Annotated in this window: 10 protein-coding genes and 1 pseudogene; 7 read left to right on the forward strand and 4 right to left on the reverse strand. The window is 74.0% G+C overall.

The features are described 5' to 3' along the window. The 7 genes and pseudogenes from ACFV2S_RS36405 to ACFV2S_RS36435 form a co-directional block, all read left to right on the forward strand. The coding region (locus tag ACFV2S_RS36405) for a phosphopantetheine-binding protein (RefSeq protein WP_385570082.1) at positions 1-915 on the forward strand (915 nt) is incomplete at its 5' end. 116 nt (positions 916-1,031) lie between these two features. Further along, a pseudogene (locus ACFV2S_RS36410) lies at positions 1,032-7,688 on the forward strand (SDR family NAD(P)-dependent oxidoreductase); the annotation flags it as partial. Between the two features lie 134 nt (positions 7,689-7,822). After that, the gene (locus ACFV2S_RS36415; protein WP_385570087.1) at positions 7,823-9,358 is read left to right on the forward strand and encodes an MFS transporter; all 1,536 of its coding nucleotides are present in this window, start codon (positions 7,823-7,825) and stop codon (positions 9,356-9,358) included. A gap of 173 nt (positions 9,359-9,531) precedes the next feature. Next, positions 9,532-12,438: an AAA family ATPase gene (locus ACFV2S_RS36420; protein WP_385570090.1), complete on the forward strand. Its 2,907-nt coding sequence runs from the start codon at positions 9,532-9,534 to the stop codon at positions 12,436-12,438. Between the two features lie 136 nt (positions 12,439-12,574). Then, a complete protein-coding gene (locus ACFV2S_RS36425; RefSeq protein WP_385570093.1) occupies positions 12,575-13,075 on the forward strand; it encodes a flavin reductase family protein in 501 nt (166 codons plus the stop codon). Positions 13,076-13,115: 40 nt separating this feature from the next. Beyond that, positions 13,116-13,886: a BTAD domain-containing putative transcriptional regulator gene (locus ACFV2S_RS36430; RefSeq protein WP_383794859.1), complete on the forward strand. Its 771-nt coding sequence runs from the start codon at positions 13,116-13,118 to the stop codon at positions 13,884-13,886. A 113-nt stretch (positions 13,887-13,999) separates the two neighbouring features. Next, a complete protein-coding gene (locus ACFV2S_RS36435; RefSeq protein ID WP_385570098.1) occupies positions 14,000-15,049 on the forward strand; it encodes an LLM class flavin-dependent oxidoreductase in 1,050 nt (349 codons plus the stop codon). Here ACFV2S_RS36435 and ACFV2S_RS36440 read toward each other — a convergent pair. The 4 genes from ACFV2S_RS36440 to ACFV2S_RS36455 all read right to left on the reverse strand — a co-directional run bounded on the left by ACFV2S_RS36440 (position 14,992) and on the right by ACFV2S_RS36455 (position 19,803). After that, positions 14,992-16,077 (reverse strand): LLM class flavin-dependent oxidoreductase, encoded by a 1,086-nt coding sequence (locus tag ACFV2S_RS36440; RefSeq protein ID WP_385570102.1) that lies wholly within the window; start codon positions 16,075-16,077, stop codon positions 14,992-14,994. The two genes, ACFV2S_RS36435 and ACFV2S_RS36440, sit on opposite strands and share 58 nt — an antisense overlap. Positions 16,078-16,209: 132 nt before the next feature. Continuing rightward, positions 16,210-17,943 (reverse strand): dipeptide ABC transporter ATP-binding protein, encoded by a 1,734-nt coding sequence (locus tag ACFV2S_RS36445; protein ID WP_385570106.1) that lies wholly within the window; start codon positions 17,941-17,943, stop codon positions 16,210-16,212. Then, positions 17,933-18,874 (reverse strand): ABC transporter permease, encoded by a 942-nt coding sequence (locus ACFV2S_RS36450; protein WP_385570111.1) that lies wholly within the window; start codon positions 18,872-18,874, stop codon positions 17,933-17,935. The genes ACFV2S_RS36445 and ACFV2S_RS36450 overlap by 11 nt, the downstream gene beginning before the upstream one ends. Then, positions 18,871-19,803 (reverse strand): ABC transporter permease, encoded by a 933-nt coding sequence (locus ACFV2S_RS36455; protein ID WP_385570115.1) that lies wholly within the window; start codon positions 19,801-19,803, stop codon positions 18,871-18,873. The genes ACFV2S_RS36450 and ACFV2S_RS36455 overlap by 4 nt, the downstream gene beginning before the upstream one ends.

Genomic DNA, 19,803 nt, shown 5'->3' on the forward strand with positions numbered 1-19,803 from the left:
TACGCCGCCGCCAACACCTTCCTCGACGCCCTCGCCCACCACCGCCACACCCACGGACAACCCGCCACCAGCCTCGCCTGGGGACTCTGGGACGAAGGCGGCATGGGCGAGCGGCTGACGGCGACGGACCTCGCACGGCTGCGCCGCTCCGGGATCGTGCCGATGCCTCCGGAGGAGGCGCTGCGGATGCTGGACACGGCGCTCGGTTCGGCGGAGGCGCTGCTCTACCCGGCGCGGCTGGACCTGAACGCCCTGCGGACCCTCGCGGCCGCCGATACGGGCCCGGAGCCGCTGCTCGGTCTGGTGCGCGGCGGACCGGCGCGGCGCAGTGCCGCGGCGGGCACGGGTGCCCGGGGCGCCGGAGGCGCGGTGCCGCTCGCGGACCGGCTCGCGGCGGCGCCGGCGGAGGGGCGTGAGGAGCTGGTGCTCGGTCTGGTGCGGGAGCACGTGGCGGCGGTCCTCGGGCACGGCTCGCCGGACCGGATCGACGCGGAACGCGGGCTTCTGGACCTCGGTTTCGACTCGCTGACGGCGGTGGAGTTCCGCAACCGGCTCAACGCCGTGACGGGGCTGCGGCTGCCGACGACGGTGGTCTTCGACCACCCCACGCCGGCGGCGCTCGCCCGGCACCTGCTCGACGAGCTGGCCGTGACGGCCCCGTCGGCGGGGTCCGCGGGTCCGGTCGATCCCCTGGAGGCGATCGAGCGGCTGGAGAAGCTGCTGCGGCAGCACTCGGCGGGAACCGCGGCGCGGGACGCGGCGGAGGCCGCCGAGATCACCCAGCGGCTGCAGTCGGTGCTGCAGGGCTGGCACGGCGTGAGCGCCTCCCTCGGCGAGCCGTCGGCCGACGACCTCGGCGCCGCGACGGACGACGAGCTGTTCGAAGCCCTCGACAAGGAGCTCGGCCTGTCCTGATCCCCGTCCCGGCGCCCGGCGCCGTCCCGTCCATCCCCCTTTTCGACAGCACTGAAGGTTGAGCTCCCGTGGCGAACAACGCTCCCGTGGCGAACGTGGCGAACAACGAAGACAGACTGCGCGACTACCTCAAGCGCGCGACCACCGACCTGAGGCTGGCGCGCCGCCGGATCTCCGAGATCGAGCAGGCCCGGCACGAGCCGATCGCGATCGTCGGCATGGCCTGCCGCTACCCGGGCGGGGTGTCCTCGCCCGAGGACCTGTGGAAGCTGGTCAGCGAGGGCACCGACGCCATCGGTCCGTTCCCCGGGGACCGGGACTGGGACGAGGACCTGTACGACCCCGACCCGGAGGCCGTCGGCAGGTCGACGACGGCCCGCGGCGGATTCCTCTACGACGCCGCGCGGGCGGACGCGTCCTTCTTCGGGCTGAGCCCGCGCGAGGCGATGGCCACCGACCCGCAGCAGCGGCTCCTGCTGGAGACGGCCTGGGAGGTGTTCGAGCGGGCGGGCATCGACCCGACGACCCTGCGCGGCAGCGACACCGGCGTCTTCGCCGGAGTGATGTACAACGACTACGCCTCGCGGCTGCGGCCGGCGCCCGAGGAGTACGAGGGCTACCTCGCCAGCGGCAGCCTGGGCAGCGTGGCCTCGGGCCGCCTCGCCTACGTGTACGGCCTCGAAGGCCCCGCGGTGTCCGTGGACACGGCCTGCTCCTCGTCCCTGGTGGCGCTGCACCTCGCGGTGCAGTCGCTGCGACAGGGCGAGTGCTCGCTCGCCCTCGCGGGCGGCGCGACGGTGATGGCCACGCCCAACACCTTCGTGGAGTTCAGCCGTCAGCGCGGACTGTCCGCCGACGGCCGGTGCAAGGCCTTCTCCGCGACGGCCGACGGCACCGGCTGGAGCGAGGGCGTCGGCCTGCTGCTCGTCGAACGGCTCTCCGACGCCGTCCGCAACGGCCACCCCGTCCTCGCCGTCGTGCGCGGCACCGCGACCAACCAGGACGGCGCCAGCGGCCGGCTGACGGCGCCGAACGGTCCGTCCCAGGAGCGGGTCATCCGCCAGGCGCTCGCCAACGCCCAGCTGACCTCCGACCAGGTGGACGCGGTCGAGGCGCACGGCACCGGCACGACCCTGGGCGACCCCATCGAGGCGCAGGCCCTGATCAACACGTACGGGCGGGAGCGCGACGCCGAACGCCCGCTGTGGCTCGGCTCGTTGAAGTCCAACATCGGCCACACGCAGGCCGCGGCGGGTGTCGGCGGCGTCATCAAGATGGTGATGGCGATGCGCAACGGCACGCTGCCGCGCACGCTGCACGTCGACCGGCCGACGGACCACGTCGACTGGTCGGCGGGCACCGTACGGCTCCTCACCGAGGAGCAGCCGTGGACGGCCGCCGACACGGCCCCGCTGCGGGCCGCCGTGTCGTCGTTCGGCATCAGCGGCACCAACGCGCACGTCGTGATCGAGCAGGCCACGGAGCTGCTGACCGAGCGGCACGCGGAGCAGCCCGACGGGGAGCCGGCCCGGCAGGACGCGGCGGACGCCACGGCCACGCGGGGCACCGGAGCCACCGGCGAGGGCGTGGACGCGGCCGAGGAGCCGGCGGAGGGGGCCGCGGGGCTCCCGGACCTTCCGTGGCTGTTGTCGGCGAAGTCGGAGCAGGCCCTGCGTGACCAGGCGCGCCGTCTGCACGCGTACGCGACCGAGCACCCGAACGTCCCGTCGCGGGAGGTCGCGGGCGCGCTGGCGGCCCGTACCCGCTTCGATCATCGTGCCGTCGTCGACGCGGCGGACGGCCGCGAGGGGCTGCTCGCCGCCCTGGACGCGCTCGCCGAGGGCGCCGAGGCGGCCGGACTGACGACCGGCTCCGCCCTCACCGGGAAGACGGCCTTCCTCTTCACCGGCCAGGGCAGCCAGCGCCTCGGCATGGGCCGCGAACTGTACGAGTCCCACCCGGTGTTCGCCGCCGCGTTCCACGAGGTGTGCGACCGCTTCGACGCGATCCTGGACCGGCCGCTGCACGAGGTGATGTGGGGCCAGGACGCGGCGACGCTCAACCGGACGCAGTACGCGCAGGCCGCGCTCTTCACCCTGCAGACCGCGCTCTACCGGACCCTGGAGCATCACGGGCTGGTCCCCGACGCGCTGATCGGCCACTCGATCGGCGAGATCGCCGCCGCGCATGCCGCCGGTGTCCTGGACCTGCCCGACGCCGTCACGCTGGTCGCGGTGCGCGGCCGGCTGATGCAGGCCGCCCGTGGTGACGGCGCGATGCTCGCCGTGCGCGCCTCGGAGGAGGAGGTGCGCCAGGTCCTGGCCGGTGTCGAGGACGATCTGGACGTCGCGGCCGTGAACGGGCCGGAGGCCACGGTGATCTCCGGCTCCCAGGGCGCGGCGGAGGCGGTGGCGCAGCACTTCGCGGCGCTGGGCCGCAAGACCACGCGTCTGACGGTCAGCCACGCCTTCCACTCGGCCCACATGGACGAGGTCCTGGACGACTTCCGGACCGCGATCAGCGGCCTGACCTTCCACGCCCCGAAGATCCCCGTCATCTCCAACATCACCGGCCTCCCCGCCACCGGCGACGACCTCACCACCCCCGACTACTGGGCCCGCCACATCCGCGGAGCCGTCCGCTTCCACCCCGGCATCCAACACCTCGAAGCAGGCGGCACCACCCGCTACCTCGAACTCGGCCCCGACGCCACCCTCACCGCCCTCGCCCAGCAGACCCTGGACGGGACCGAAGCCGTCCTCGCGCCCACCCTGCGCAAGAACGCCCCCGAAGCCACCACCCTGGCCACGGCGCTCGCCCGTCTCCACACGGCGGGCCACACGCCCGCCACCTGGCGGCCCCAGGCGTCGGCGCCGTCCGTGGAGGGCCTGCCCACCTACGCGTTCCAGCGCGAGCGCTTCTGGCTGTCGCCCGGGACGGTGACGACGGACGTCGCGTCCGCCGGTCTCGTGGCCTCCGAGCATCCGCTGCTCGGCGCCGTGGTGACGCTCGCGGACAGCGACCAGCTCGTCTTCACCGGCCGGATCTCGACGCGTACCCACGCCTGGCTGGCCGACCACACCATCGCGGGCACCACGCTGCTCCCCGGCACGGCCCTCGCGGATCTCGCCCTGCACGCCGCGGGCCACACCGACACGCCCACGCTGGAGGAACTCACCCTGGAGTCCCCGCTGGTGCTGCGCGCGGACACGCCCGTGACCCTGCACGTCACGGTGGGCGCGGCGGCCGGGGACGGCAGCCGGACGATCGCCGTGCACTCGCGCACCGACGAGGCCGACTCCTGGACCCGGCACGCCTCCGGCACCCTGTCGGACACGGTCGACGAGGCCGAGGAGCTGCCGTGGCCGCCGCCGGGCGAGCGCGTCGACCTCACGGGCGCGTACGAGGAGCTGCACGCCCACGGCTACACCTACGGCCCCGCCTTCCAGGGCCTCACGGCGCTGTGGCGGGACGGCGACGACCTGTACGCCGAGATCGAGCTCCCCGAGGGCGTCGAGGCCGCGGGCCACACCCTCCACCCGGCGCTGCTCGACGCGGCCCTCCACCCGTGGGCGCGCGAGGTCATGGGCGAGGACGCCGAGAGCGTGCTGCTGCCCTTCAGCTGGCAGGGCGTGACGCTGCACGCCGTGGAGGCGACCCGGGTGCGGCTGCGGCTGACCCGGACCGGTGAGGACACCGTACGGCTGCGGCTGACCGATCCGGCGGGTGCTCCGGTCGCCACGGTCGCGGCCGTGACCGCACGGGCCGGTGCGCCGGCGGATCTCTCGGCGGGCGCGGACGGGGCGGGTGGCGGACGGACGCCGCTGCTCCTCGTCGACTGGAAGCCGCTGCCCGCGGCCGGGACGCCGGCCCCGTCGTCGGAGGCCGTCGCCGTGCTCGGCCCGGACCCGCTGGGCCTGGCCGAGGCGCTCGGCGCGCCGGCGCACCCCGACGCCGCCGCCCTGCACGCGGCCGTCGCGGCGGGCGCCGGGGCGCCGGGTGTCGTGCTCGTGACCTTCCTCGACGAGTCCCCGGCCGAGGACGACCTGACGGCGGCCGTCGGACTTCCCTCGCGGGTGGAGGCGTTGAGCGCCCGGGCGCTCGCGCTGACGCAGGACTGGCTGGAGTGGGAGTGGCCGGCCGACGCCCCGGCGGAGCCCCGGTTCGTGGCCGTGACCAGGGGCGCCGTGGCCGCGAGGCCCGGCCCGGAGATCCGGGACCTGGCCGCGTCCGCGGTGTGGGGCCTGCTGCGCGCGGCCCGCACCGAACACACCGACCGGTTCGGCCTGCTGGACCTCGACGACGTCGCCGAGGAGCGTACGGAGGGGCTGACCGCCGCCGTGTCGGCGCTGCTGGCCGGGGACGAGCACCAGCTCGCGGTGCGCGACGGCGGGGTCTACGCGCCCCGCCTGGTGCGGGCCGACCGGGCACCCGAGGTGCTGGTGCCGCCGAAGGACACCCCGTTCTGGCGGCTCGACGTGCACAGCTCCGGCACCCTGGGCAATCTGGCGCTGCTGCCGGCCCCGGAGGCGGGCGCGCCGCTGGGCCACGGCGAGGTGCGGGTCCAGGTGCGGGCCGCGGGCCTGAACTTCCGTGACGTCCTCGTGGGGCTCGGGATGTACCCGGGCGACGAGGCGCGGATCGGCGGCGAGGCGGCCGGCGTCGTCCTGGAGACGGGGCCCGGCGTGACCTCGGTGGCGGTCGGCGACCGGGTGATGGGTCTGTTCCCGCTGGGCGCGATCGGACCGGTCGCGGTCACCGACCACCGCTGGGTGTCCCGGATGCCGCGGGGCTGGACCTTCACGGACGCCGCGGTGATCCCGGTCGTGTTCCTCACCGCGTACTACGGCCTGGAGGACCTGGCGAAGGTGCGCCGGGGCGAGTCGCTGCTCGTGCACGCGGCGACCGGCGGTGTCGGCATGGCCGCGCTGCAGCTCGCGCACCACTGGGGCCTGGAGGTCTACGGCACGGCGAGCAGGCCCAAGTGGGACGTGCTGCGTTCGCTGGGCGTGGCCGAGGACCGGATCGCCTCCACCCGGACGCTCGACTTCGAGGAGCAGTACCGGGCGGCCACCGGCGGCCGCGGCTTCGACGTGGTCCTGAACTCGCTGGCGCAGGAGTTCGTGGACGCGTCGCTGCGGCTGCTCGCGCCGGGCGGCCGGTTCCTGGAGATGGGCAAGACGGACATCCGCGACGAGGCCGAGGTGCGGGAACGGCACGCGGGCGTGTCCTACACCGCGTACGACCTGATGCGGGTGGAGCCCGAGCGCGTCCAGGAGATGCTGGTCGACCTGGTGCGGCTGTTCGAGTCCGGGGAGCTGCGGCGGCTGCCGGTGACCGCGTGGGACGTGAGCCACGCGCCGGAGGCGCTGCGCCATCTGAGCCAGGCCCGGCACACGGGCAAGGCGGTCCTGACGCTGCCGGCTCCGCCGGACCCGGAGGGGACGGTGCTCATCACCGGAGGCACCGGCGCGCTCGGCAGTCTGCTGGCCCGTCATCTCGTGACGAAGCACGGCGCACGCCACCTCGTCCTCACCAGCCGACGCGGACCCGACGCACCCGGCGCCACCGAACTCACCAACGAACTCACCCGACTCGGCGCCCACATCCGCATCGAAGCCTGCGACACCACCAACCCCGACAACCTCACCCACCTCCTCGACACCATCCCCACCCACCACCCCCTCACCACCGTCATCCACACCGCAGGCACCACCCACGACACCCCCCTCCACCACCAAACCCCCACCCACCTCCACACCACCCTCAACCCCAAAGCCCACACCGCCTGGCACCTCCACACCACCACCCAGAACCACCCCCTCACCCACTTCCTCCTCTACTCCAGCCTCTCCGGCCTCACCGGCACCCCCGGCCAAGCCAACTACGCCGCCGCCAACACCTTCCTCGACGCCCTCGCCCACCACCGCCACACCCACGGACAACCCGCCACCAGCCTCGCCTGGGGACTCTGGGACGAGCGCAGCTCGCTGACGGAGAAGCTCGGGGACGCGGATCTGGCGCGGATGGCGCGGGACGGCATCCTGCCGCTGGGCAACGAGGAGGGGCTCGCGCTCTTCGACGCGGCGCTCGAAGGCCGGCAGCCGCTGGCCGTGGGCGTCGGGCTCGATCAGGCGGCGCTGCGGTCGCGGGCCCGGGCGGGTTCGCTGCCGGCGCTGTTCGGCGAGCTGGCCGGCGAGGGCCGGACGGTGCGGAAGGCCGCGGGCGGCGCGTCGGCCGCGGCGGACGGAGGGACCGGGGTGCGGGAGCGGCTCGCCGCGCTGGCCGGTCCCGAACGCCTCGACCTGCTGCTCGGGCTGGTGCGCGGCCATGTGGCGACGGTGCTCGGGCACACGGACGCGGCGGGCGTCGGCACCGAGCGGCCCTTCAAGGAGCTGGGCTTCGACTCGCTGACCTCGGTGGAGCTGCGCAACCGGCTCAACGCGGAGCTGGGTCTCCGGCTGCCGAGCACGCTGGTGTTCGACCATCCGACGCCGCTGGCGCTCGCCCGTCACCTGCTGGCGGCGCTCGCCCCGGCGGAGGAGGACCCGGTGGCGTCGGCCCTGGCCGAGCTCGACCGGATCGAGTCGCGGCTCGTGTCGCTCGGCGCGGGCGAGGGCGGTCGCGGCCGGCTGACCGGCCGGGTGCGCGATCTCCTGCTGCGCCTGGAGGCGGAGGGCGGTGACGCGGCGGAGGCGAACGCGGTGGAGCTGACGGAGGCGACCGACGACGACCTCTTCGACTTCATCGACCGGGAGCTCGGCGTCAACTGAGCCGCCGGACGCGTCGTCGACGGCGGCACCAACTGACGTGGCGCCGCCGTCGATTGCTAAACGGGGACGGTCCCTGTATGTTCGACGAGAACCGTGGAACGTCCCCGTTTAGCTCCTCGAGGAGATGCCGAATCATGAGTGAAAAGACCGTCACGAGCGCCGCGGGCCAGAGTCCGCCCACCGCCGAGGCGGCCGGCCGCCGCAACGGCATGGTGCTCCTCATCGTGCTGACCCTCCAGACGATGCTCATCCTCGACGTGAACGTGGTGAACATCGCGCTGCCCGACCTCAAGGTCGCGCTCGACTTCACGCCCACCGGGCTCTCCTGGGTCCTCAGCTCGTACCTGCTGACCTTCGGCGGTCTGCTCCTGCTCGGCGGCCGCGCCGGAGACGTCCTCGGACACCGCCGCGGCCTGCTCGTCGGCGTCACGATCTTCACCGCGGCCTCGCTGCTCGGCGGTCTGTCCAACTCGGCCGCGATGCTCCTCGTCGCGCGTGCCCTGCAGGGCGTCGGCGCCGCCTTCGCCGCGCCCACCGTGCTCGCCCTGATCGCCACCCACTTCACCGACGAGAAGGCCCGGGCCAAGGCCCTCGGCATGTACGCGGCGGTCTCCGGTTCCGGCGCGGCCATCGGCCTCATCGGCGGCGGCCTGCTGACGGACTGGCTGTCCTGGCGCTGGGTGCTCTTCATCAACGTGCCGATCGGCATCGTGCTGCTGATCGCGGCCCCGATGTTCATCCACGAGACCGAGCGCAAGCCCGCCCGCTTCGACCTCGCCGGCGCGCTCACCTCCACCCTCGGCATGACCGCCCTGGTCTACGGCTTCATCCGGGCCGCCGACAGCGGCTGGAGCGACGCGCTCACCCTGGCCTCGTTCGCCGCCGCCATCGTGCTGCTCGTGGTCTTCGTCTTCGTCGAGAACAACGCCAAGCAGCCGATCACCCCGCTGCGGCTGTTCGCCGACCGCAACCGCGCGACCGGCTACCTCTCGCTGCTGTTCGTCATGGCGGCCGGCAACTCGATGTTCTTCTTCCTGACCCAGTTCCTCCAGGAAGTGCGGGGCTTCACCCCGATCCAGGCGGGTCTGGCCTTCGTGCCGCTCGCGGTACTGATTCTGGCCACCTCCAGCATCGCCGCCAAGATCCTGCCCAAGGCCGGACCGCGCGTCCTGACCGCGGTCGGCGCCGCCGCCATCAGCGTCGGCCTGATCTGGTTCGCCCAGCTCACCCCCGAGGCCACCTTCGTCTCCGCGATGCTCGGCCCGATGCTCGTCGCCGGTCTCGGCATGGGCACCCTGCTCGTCGGCGTCACCACCATCCTGATGTCCGGCATCGCGCCGGAGGAGACCGGTGCCGCGTCCGGCCTGCTGAACGTCATGCAGCAGATCGGCGGCGCGCTCGGCCTCGCCATCATGGTGACCGTCTTCGGCGCCGCCAGCCGGGGTGCCGCCGACGAGGTGCCGGCCGGTCTCGACGCCAAGGGCGCCGCGGACTTCGTCCTCACCGAGGGCGTCACCACGGCCTTCGCCTGGGGTGCCGGATTCACCGCCCTCACCATCCTGCTCACCCTCATCATGCGCTCCGTCCCCATGGGCGGCGGCGCGGAGCAGGGCGCGGACGACGCCTCGGAGCAGTCCCCCAGCCCCGCGCAGCACGTCACGTCCCTGTAGTTCCCATTAGCGACTCCACGCGCAGCCCTGGCCGGTTTTCGCCGGTCAGGGCGCGTTCGCGCGTCCGCGCGACGGACATCGTCCAGGGCGGGTCTCCGTAATAAAGCGCTCGTACCATCGGGGTTGAGAGATCAGGATTGCTCCACGCGAGACGTCAGCCCAAGGGGGAACAGATGGCCACCACATCCATATCGCTGGTCGCGAAGCAGAGCACGTCGTCGGTCCGCTGCAGGGAATCCTTAAGGCTTCTGGGCGCCCTGCAGGAGCTGCAGGAGGGCAGAGGAGGCATCGTCGAGCTGCTCGGAGATCCCGGTTCGGGCAAGAGCCGGCTGCTCGCCCAGCTCGCCTCCGTCGCACGCGCCCGGGGCGTGACGGTGCTCGACGGACGCTGTTACCCATCCGAACTTGACGAACCTTTGCATGTTTTCACTCGCGCACTGAACGGGATCATGACGGCCGACCGGCTGTCCGCGCTGTCGTCCGAGCACGCCGAACTGCTGCGGGCCGGCCTCTGCGCCCGACTGGGCGGCCGGGGCCGCGAACTCTCACCCCTCCAGCTCTCCCAGGCGCTGCACGCGCTCCTCAGCCAGGCCGCCGACCACGGCCTGCTGCTTCTCCTGGACGACTTCCACTGGGCCGACCCCCAGTCGCTCGCGCTCGCCGATCACCTGGCCCGCTGGACCTTCCGGGCCCCGGTGCTGCTGGTGGTCGCGCACCGGCCGCGACAGACCGCCCCCTCGCTCCTCAGCACCCTCGCCCTGGGCGCCGAGCAGGGCCGGGTGGAACGCATCGACCTGCCGCCGCTCGACCTGGAGCAGGCGGCCCGGCTGCTCGGCGTACGACCCGACACGGCCTGGCTGCCGTCGGCCCTCCGCGAGAGCAGCGGCCATCCGCTGTATCTGCTCGCGCAGGAGGAATCGGCCACGAGGGGCGCGGACCCGCGCGCCGAGCTGCTCACCGGGCGCCTCGCGCCGCTGGCGGCCGAGCTGGCCGAGCTGGACCCGGCGGAGCGGCTCGTGGCCGAGTCCGCGGCCGTGCTCGGCGACCGGTTCAGCCGGGACGAGCTGGCCGCCGTCTCCGAGCTGCCCACCGACGAGACCTGCGCCGTCGTCAACGCCCTGGTCCAGCTGGACGTGCTGCGTCCGCTGCGCTGCTCGGGGACGCTCCTGGGCTTCCGGCACCGGCTGCTGCGCCGAGTGCTGCACGACCAGGCCGACCGCTGCTGGCGGTCCCACGCCCACCGCAGGGCGCTGAGCGTGCTCAACCGCCGGGCCGCGTCGGCGTCCGAGCGGGCGGTGCACATCGAGCTGTCGACCAGCTCCTTCACCCCCGAGGACCTGGAGACGCTGGCCAGGGCCGGCCAGGAGGCCGAGCAGACGTCTCCGTACGACGCCGTACGGTGGCTCCTGACGGCGCTGCACGAGCTGCCCGCCGAGCAGCCGACCGGCAGGCTGCTCGCTCTGATCCCGCCCCTGGCGCGGGCGCTGCGGGCCACCGACTACCTCGCCGACGACGTCCAGCTGCGCGCCCTGCTGACCCGGGGGTCACCGCTGGGACCCGACGAGGCGGTCCGGGCGGCGATCGGGCTCTGCGTCATCGTCGAGTGCCTGCAGGGACGTTTCAGCGAAGCGACGGAGCTGGTCACGGCCGCGCTCGCCGACCTGCGGGCGAAGCGCGCCGACAACGACCTCCTCGCCCAGCTCACGATCTACCGGGGCATCGTCTCCACGCTGAACGGCGACGAGGAACTTCCCCGGATCGCGGCCCAGGCCCTGGTCCTGGCCCGGAACGGCGGGAAGCGCACCACCCTGGCCGGGGCCATGGCGCTGCACGCCCTCGGCGAGCTCGCCGCCGGCCGGGTCGCGCAGTCCCTCGCCTCGTACGACGCCGCCGTGCGCCAGATGGACGAGCTCTCGCACGCCGACGTCACCTGCCACAGCGAATACCTGGCGCTGCTCGGCTCCTGCGCCATGGCGCTCGGCCGGCCGCGCGAGGCGGAGTCGTTCTACGAGCGCGGCAGCACGGTCATCCAGGAGTGCTCCCACAACGCGATGCTGCCGGTGCTGCTGAGCGGCCTCGCCGAGGCCCAGCTGCGGCAGGGCCGCCTGCAGAGCGCCCGCAGGTCCGCCGCGGAGGCCACCGAGCTCGCCGGCTACCTGGGCGCCGAGCAGCTGCGCGTGGTGACCCTCGCGCAGGAGGCGCTGTGCGTGACCTACGCCGAGCCGCCGGCCAGCAACCGGGCCTCGGCGCTCACCGAGCAGGCCGTGCACTCGCTGCGCCGCTCGGCCTGCCGCTGGCACGGCCTGTCCGTGCTCACCCTGGCGGAGGCCCTGCTGATGCAGGGCAGCCCGGACCGCTGCGTCAGCCTGCTCCTCGACCTCGGCGGCCCCGAACTGCCGCGGCTCGAACCCACGCTGCGGCCCCGGGGCTTCGAGCTGCTCACGCTGGCCTCGCTCTCCGGCGGCACCGGCAGCTCCGGCGGCACCGCGCTGTGGGCCGACCGGGCGAACACCGCGGCGCAAGGGCTCCGGCTGCCGCACAACCGGGCCTACGCGCTGCTCGCGCGGGGCCATGTGCTCGCCGAGCAGGCCGAGTGGGACGCGGCGGTGACGCTGTACCAGGAGGCGGAGCGGGCGTTTGACGGCGCCCAGCTGCGGCTCCACCGCCTGACCGCGCGGATCCGGTCGGCCCGCGCGGCGAGCAACAGCAGCCGTCCGGAACTGGCTGCGGAGCTGTGGGCCTCGGCGCAGGAGCTGGCCGAGCAGTGGGACGTGCTTCTGCTCGCCCGCCTGAATCCGGACACTCCGCTGGAGAACGCGCTGGGCCGCGGCTGCCACGCCCTGCTGCCCGCGCCGATCCCCCTCGTGACGGGTCTCGAGGTGCTGACCGGGCGTGAGCGGGAGGTCGCGCGCGAGGCCGGAACGGGACGGCGGACCCGGGAGATCGCGGAGGCGCTGGGACTGAGTCCTCGCACCGTGGAGGTCCATCTGTCGCGGATCTACCGCAAATTGGAGATCGGATCGCGCGCGGAATTGGCGCGATTGATGGCCGTACGTATTTCCACTGATGTCGCTACGTGATCCATCTGTGAGCCTGAAGGAACGCCAATGAACGACGTCGGACCCGACCGGCGCCGGAACAGTTCTTCAGGGGGTTGAAGTGAGTCACGGTGGGATCGCCCATCACCACGTCTGGTCGGCTACCGGCAGGTGTCCGGTGGCCGGCGCGGCGGAAGAGGAGCCGATTGCGGAGGACGCGTTCCGGAGCGTTTTCCGGACACATCCGGCCGGTGTGGCGATCATCACGGCGATGGGCGAGAGACAGCCCGTCGGCTTCACCGCGACCTCGCTCGCCTCCGTCTCCTCCGCTCCGCCCCTCGTGTCGTTCGGGGTGGGCCGGAACGCGTCGTCGTGGGCCACGGTGTGCGCGGCCGAGTACGTGGCGGTGCATCTGCTCGCCCACGACCAGCAGGAACTCGCCGGGACCTTCGCGCGCAGCGGCGCCGACCGCTTCGCGCCGCCCACCCGCTGGAGCACCGGACCGCACGGCGTGCCGCTGCTCGACGGCGTTCCGGCGGCGATGGTCTGCCGCAAGGTGTACGACCTGCCCGCCGGCGATCACACCGTGGTGATCGCGCAGCCGATTCGCGCGTACCAGAGCGACCCGGCCCGTCCCCTCGTCTATCTCGACGGCCGCTTCGGCTCAGTGTCGCGCTGAGCGCTGTCAGTCTCCGCGATCTCCGGAAGGTCAACAAGACATGCGATTCGAAATCCTGGGCAGCCTGCGCATGACGGACGCCGACAAGGCTTTCACCATCAGTGCGCCGAAGGTCGAATGCCTTCTCGCCGCCATGCTGGTCCGCGCCGGGAACGTCATATCCACCGACCAGTTGTGCGGTGAAATCTGGCGGGACGATCCGCCGCGCAGGGCCACCGCCACCCTGCACGTGTACATATCCCAGCTGCGCAAGATGCTGAAGGGCGCGGGCCCGGAGAAGGGCCCCATCGTCACCCGCTTCCCGGGCTACGTCCTGGAGCTCGGCGACGAGCACACCCTGGACGCCCACGACTTTCAGCGCCTGGCCCAGCAGGGCCGGGCGGCGGCGCGGGCGGGCCGGCACGCGGAGGCCTCCGCGCTGTGCGGCCAGGCGCTGGCCCTGTGGCGCGGCACCGTCCTCGGCGAGCTGCGCGGCGGCGACATCGTCGACGAGTTCGCCACGTGGGTGGAGGAGACCCGGCTGGAGTGCGTCGAGCTGGGCAACGAGGCCGACCTGGCGCTCGGGCGCCACCGCGAGCTGGTGGGTCCGCTCTACGCCCTGGTGTCCAAGCACCCGCTCATCGAGGCCTTCCACCGTCAGCTGATGCTCGCCCTCTACCGCTCCGACCGTCGCGCGGACGCCCTCCAGGCGTTCCACACGGTGCGTTCGGCGCTCGACCGGGAGCTCGGCATCGGTCCGTGCCGTCAGCTGCACGAGCTCCACCAGGAGATCCTCCTGGACTCGGCTCCCGCACTGACCAGAGCAGCGTGAACCGGAGCGCAGCGACCCGGGGCGACGTGAACAGGACGGCGTGAACCCGTCGTGTGACATCGGTGTGTCCAGGCCGTGTTGAAAAACGGGGACAGTCCCCATATCCTCGTTCCATGACCACTGAACTGGGAATCCGCCTGTCCGCCCTGGACACCGCTCCGGTGTGGCGGGGGTCGAGCGCGACCGTGTCCCTGCGCAACACCATCCGACTGGCCCGCGCCGTCGACCGGCTCGGCTACCACCGCTTCTGGCTGGCCGAGCACCACAACATGCCCTCGCTCTCGACCTCGTCGCCGGCGATCCTCGCCGGGCAGATCGCCGCCGCCACCACCCGACTGCGGGTGGGGGCCGGCGGCGTCATGCTGCCCAACCACCCGCCGCTCGTGGTGGCCGAGCAGTTCGGCACCCTCGCCGCGCTGCACCCCGACCGGGTCGACCTCGGGCTCGGCCGTGCGCCCGGCACGGACCCGCTCACGGCGCGGGCGCTGCGGCGCCAGGCGGGGCCGCTCGGCGGCAGCGACTTCCCGGCACAGATCCAGGAACTCCTCGGCTACTTCGCGCCGCCCGAGGGCCCCGCCCCGGCCGAGGCCACCCGCGGAACCGTGTCGGCCGTACCGGCGAGGGAGCAGTCCGTTCCCGTCTGGCTGCTCGGTTCCAGCGGCTACAGCGCGCAGCTCGCCGCCACCCTGGGCCTGCCCTTCGCCTACGCGCACCACTTCGCCCCGCACGGCACGCTGGCCGCGATGGACGCCTACCGCTCCGAGTTCCGTCCCTCGCCGTACCTCGCCGAGCCGTACGCGATGATCGCCGCCTTCGGCGCCGTGGCCGAGGACGACGAGCGCGGGGCCCTGCTCAGCGCTCCGCTGCGGATGATCACCGCGCAGTCGCTGCGCGGCCAGAACCCGTACTTCCCGCCCGCCGAGGAGGCCGCCCGCTTCTCCTTCTCCCCGGAGGAGCGGGCGGTCGTCGACCAGATGTACGACCTCCAGATCTTCGGCGGCCCGGAGACCGTGCGCCAGCGGATCACCGAGCTCGTCAAGGCCACCGGCGCCGACGAGCTGATGATGCTCAGCGTGGTCGAGGACCACGACGAGCGGGTGCGGTCCTACGAGCTGCTCGCCGAGCTCGCCGGGCTGAGCGCGCCGGCGCCCGCGGCCGGCTGATCCACCGCCTCGGCCAGGAGACGGAACGTCCGTATCCTCGCCTCGAGGCCGAACACGGGCGCCGTCGCCAGCAGTTCGTCGGCGCCCGTACGCGCCCGGAAGTCGGCCAGGCGCTGCCGCGCGGTCTCAGGGCCGCCCACGATCTGGGGCGCGAAGTGCCCTTCCAGATACCGCCGGTGGGCCTCCGTCAACGGGTAGCCCGCCGCCTGCTCGGGCGTGCGGAACAGGGTCAGCGGATTGATCCGCCCCTCCACATGGGCCACCTTGATCGGTCCGGCCTGGTACTCGGCCTCCTCGTCCGACTCGGCCACCACCACCTGCGCGGACACCGCGACATAGGGACGCTCCAGCCGCTCCGAGGGGCGGAACTCCTCCCGGTAGCGGGCCACCGCCGCCTCCGTGCCCGACGGGTTGAGGTGGTGGGCGAACGCGTACGGCAGGCCGAGCCGTGCCGCGAGCGAGGCGCTGGAGGCGCTCGTGCCGAGCAGCCACACCGGCACCGCGTTCCCCACCGGCGGACACACCGCGACCGGCGGGCGGGCGCCGGCCGGGGACGGCGACAGGTAGTCGATCAGCTCGGCCAGCTGCTCGCCGAACGCGCCCTCGTGCGCCGGGTCGCCGGTGCGGCGCAGCGCCCGCGCGGTGGCGGGCTCGCCGCCCGGCGCGCGGCCCACGCCGAGGTCGATCCGGCCCGGGTGGAAGACGTCGAGCGTGGCGAACTGCTCGGCCACGACGTACGGCACGTGGTTGGGGAGCATGACGCCGCCCGAACCGATCCGCAGCGTCGAGGTGACGCCGGCCAGCTGCCCGATCAGCACCGGTGGGGTGGAGGTGCCGAAGGCCGGCATGTTGTGGTGCTCGGCCAGCCAGTAGCGGTGGTAGCCGAGGCGCTCCACCGCGGGCGCGAGCTCCAGGAGGTCCCGCAGCGACTGGGCGGCCGGGACGTCGTTGAAGACGGGCACCGTGTCGAGCACGGAGAGACGGAAGGGGGCGATGTCGTTCATGGGCGACTCACGATCGTCGGACACGGCCGGACCCGACGGTCCGGCCAGGGTGGTTGAGGAATCGGCGGACCGCGGCACGAGTGCCGTCGGCCCGCGGGGGCGGCGCGGACGGGCGCGCCCCGGGGTGTCCCGAGGGCACGCCCGCCCCGCCGGCCGTCACGCCGGGCTCCCCGCGTCCTGCCGGCCCGGCCGGACGACGGGGGTCGCCGCGCCGAGGAGCTCACGGGTCCAGGGGTGCTCCGGACGGGTGAAGACCCGCTCGGAGGGGCCCGTCTCGACGACGCGGCCCGCCCGCATCACCGCGACCCGGTCGCTGACCTGACGCACGACGCCGAGGTCGTGCGAGATGAACAGCAGGGCCACGCCCACCTGTTCACGGACCCGCTCGAACACGTCGAGCACCTGGGCCTGTACGGAGACGTCGAGCGCGGAGACCGGCTCGTCGCAGACCAGCACGTCCGGTTCCGGCGCCAGCGCGCGGGCGATGGCCACCCGCTGCCGCTGGCCGCCGGACAGCGCGCGCGGGCCCCGGTCGAGCAGCTGCGGTCCCATGCCGACCAGGCCCAGGAGTTCGACGACCCGCTCCCGGTGGCGGCGCGCGGCCCGTCGGCCGCCGGCGCCGAGCGCCTCGGCCACGATCCGCTCCACCGTCCAGCGCGGGTCGAACGAGGACAGCGGATCCTGCTGCACCAGCTGGATCCGGCCGCGCAGGGCGGCCCGGGAGCGTTCGCCGGCACCGGACCAGGGCCGGCCGAGGAGGGTCACCGTCCCCTGGTCCGGCTCGGTGAGCCCGAGCACGATCCGGGCCAGCGTGGACTTCCCGGAGCCGGACTCGCCGAGGACGCCGAGCGTCTCGCCCGCGTGGAGGACGCAGGAGACGTCGTCGAGCGCGGTCATGCCGCCGCCGGGCCCGTCGTAACGCTTCACCAGGCCGTCGGCGCGCAGCACCTCCGTGCCGGCGGCGTCGCTTCCGCCGGCGTCGCGTCCGGATCCTTCGCGTCCACGGCCTTCCCGTCCGGTGCCTTCCGGTCCGCGGCGTTCGCCTCCGCCGGTGTCGCCGCCGGTGTTCCGCCGACGTGCGGCGCGGGCGTCCGGGACCGCGTCGAGGAGGCGGCGGGTGTACGGATGGGCGGGCGCGGCGAGGACCTTCGCGGCGGGGCCGTTCTCCACGATCACGCCGCCCCGCATCACCGCGACCCGGTCGGCGAGCCGGGCGACCGCCGCCAGGTCGTGGCTGATCAGCAGAACGGCGGTGCCGGCGTCCCGGCGTGCGGCGAGCAGGTCGAGGATCTGCGCCTGCACGGTCATGTCGAGCGCGGTGGTCGGCTCGTCGGCGATCAGCACCCGGGGACCGGCGGCGAGGGCGGAGGCGATCAGCGCCCGCTGCCGCTGCCCGCCCGAGAGCTGGTGCGGGAACTGCCGGGCCCGCCGCTCGGGTTCGGGCACGGCGACCTCGCGCAGGAGCTCGACGGCGCGGCCCGGCCGGTCGCGGCGGGTGCCGACGCCGTGGTTGGCGAGCGGCTCCTCGATCTCGGCGCCGACCCGGCGCAGCGGGTCGAGGGAGACCAGCGCGTCCTGGAGCACCAGGCCGATCTCGGCGCCGCGCAGCCGGCGCCAGGCGCGTTCGTCGAGGGCCGTCAGGTCCCGGCCGTCGAAGTCGAGGGTGCGGGCGGTCACGGTGGCGCCGGGCCCGGTGAGTCCGGCGAGCGTGCGGCCGGTGAGGGTCTTGCCGGAGCCCGACTCGCCGACCAGGGCCAGGCATTCGCCGGCCCGCAGGGCGAGGTCCACGCCGCGCACGACCTCCGTGCGGTCGCGGCCGCGGCCGAAGGAGATGCGCAGGTCCTCCACGGTGACGAGCGCGCGCTCCGTCCGGGTGCTGTCAGTGTGCACGGCCGTCCCTCCGGTCGAAGCGGCGCTGCAGGGCCCGTCCGACGACCGTCACGGAGACGACGGTGACGGTGATGGCGAGGCCGGGGAAGACGGCCGCCGCCCACGCGGTGTCCAGGTGGTCGCGGCCCTCGGCGAGCATCGCGCCCCACTCGGGTGAGGGCGGCTGCGGCCCCAGGCCGAGGAAGCTGAGGGTCGAGCCGGCGATGACGGCGCTGCCGACGTTGACCGTGGCCAGGACGAGCAGCGGCGGCAGGGCGTTGGGCAGCAGGTGCCGGAACAGGATCGACGCCCGGCCGCGGCCCATGACGAGGGCCGCCTGCACGTAGTCGCTGTCGCGGATGGCGAGCGCCTGGCCCCGGGCGAGCCGGACGAAGCCGGGCAGCAGCGAGGCTCCGATGGCCAGGGTGGCGTTGCCGGTGCCGGGGCCGAGGACGGCGACGACCACGAGCGACAGCATCAGCCCGGGGAAGGCCATCAGGATGTCGGTGCCGCGCATGAGGACCTGGTCGACGGCCCGGCCCGCGGTCGCGGCGAACACGCCGAGCAGCGAGCCGGCCACGACGGCGAGGGCGGTCGCTCCGAAGCCGATGACCAGCGAGGTGCGGGCCCCGTGCACGATCCGGCTGAACACGTCGCGGCCCAGCTGGTCGGTGCCCAGCCAGTGTCCGGACCCGGGGCCGGCGAGCGCGTCGACCGGGTCGATCAGGTCCGGCTGGTGCGGTGCGACCAGATCCGGCGCGACGGCGGAGACGGCGACGGCGAGGAGCACCGCCCCGGCGAGCGCCACCCCCGGCCGGAACCGGCGGGGGCCGCGGCGCCGGAGCGCGGTCGCGGCGTCGTCCCGGGCGTCGGCGGCCGTCCCGTCGGCGCCGGCCGCGGCACCGAGCTCGGCGGCCGAGGCGGACGCGGAGGCCGAGGCGGACGGGGTCATCCGATGCTCCTCTCGTCGATGCGCGGGTCCACGAGCCGGTAGAGCACGTCCACCGCGAGGTTGATCAGGGCGAAGGCGACGGCGGAGACCAGCACCACGCCCGTCACCACCGGCAGGTCGCGGCCGGCGACGGCGGCGGCCGTGACCTGGCCGAGGCCCTGGCGGCTGAAGACGCTCTCCACCACGACGGCGCCGCCGAACAGCGCGCCCACGGCCCAGCCCGACAGGGTGATCAGCGGGATCAGTCCGTGCCGCAGCGCGTGCCGGAGCCGGATCGCGGTCTCGCCGCCGCCCCGGGCGCGCGCGGTGAGCACGAAGGGCTGTTCCAGGGCCCGTTCCAGCTCCTCCCGCAGCACCTGGGTGAAGGCGCCCACGAGTCCGGCCGCGAGGGTGACCGCCGGGAGCACCAGGGCGGCGGCGTCGCTGCCGCCCATCGCCGGGAACCAGCGGAGCCGGAAGGACAGCAGCGCCAGCAGGAGCAGACCGGTCCAGAAGGCCGGGGTGGAGACCGCGACGAGTTCCAGGGAGGAGGCGATCCGCCGCAGCCGCGGCCGGTGGGCGGTGAGCACGGCCAGGGTCACCGAGACGAGCAGTGCCAGCAGGAGGGCCGCGACGGCGAGCTGGACGGTGGGCCACAGCTGCCCGCCGATGACCTCGCCGACCGGCTGCTGGAGCTGGAAGGAGTCGCCGAGGTCGCCGGTGAGCAGCCCGCGCATGAACCGCGCGTACTGCACGGCGAGCGGCTGGTCGAGGGCGAGGTCGTGCCGTACCTGGGCGACGAGTTCGGGCGTGGGGTTGGTGGAGCCGAGCACGCTGCGCACGGGGTCGCCGGGCAGCAGCCGGAAGGCGAAGAAGACGGCGTTGGCGGCGCCGAACACGACCAGGGCGGCCAGCAGCAGCCGGCGCGCGAACCAGCGGAGGGGCAGCAC

The organism is Streptomyces sp. NPDC059695 (assembly GCF_042733785.1).
GTDB lineage: Bacteria > Actinomycetota > Actinomycetes > Streptomycetales > Streptomycetaceae > Streptomyces.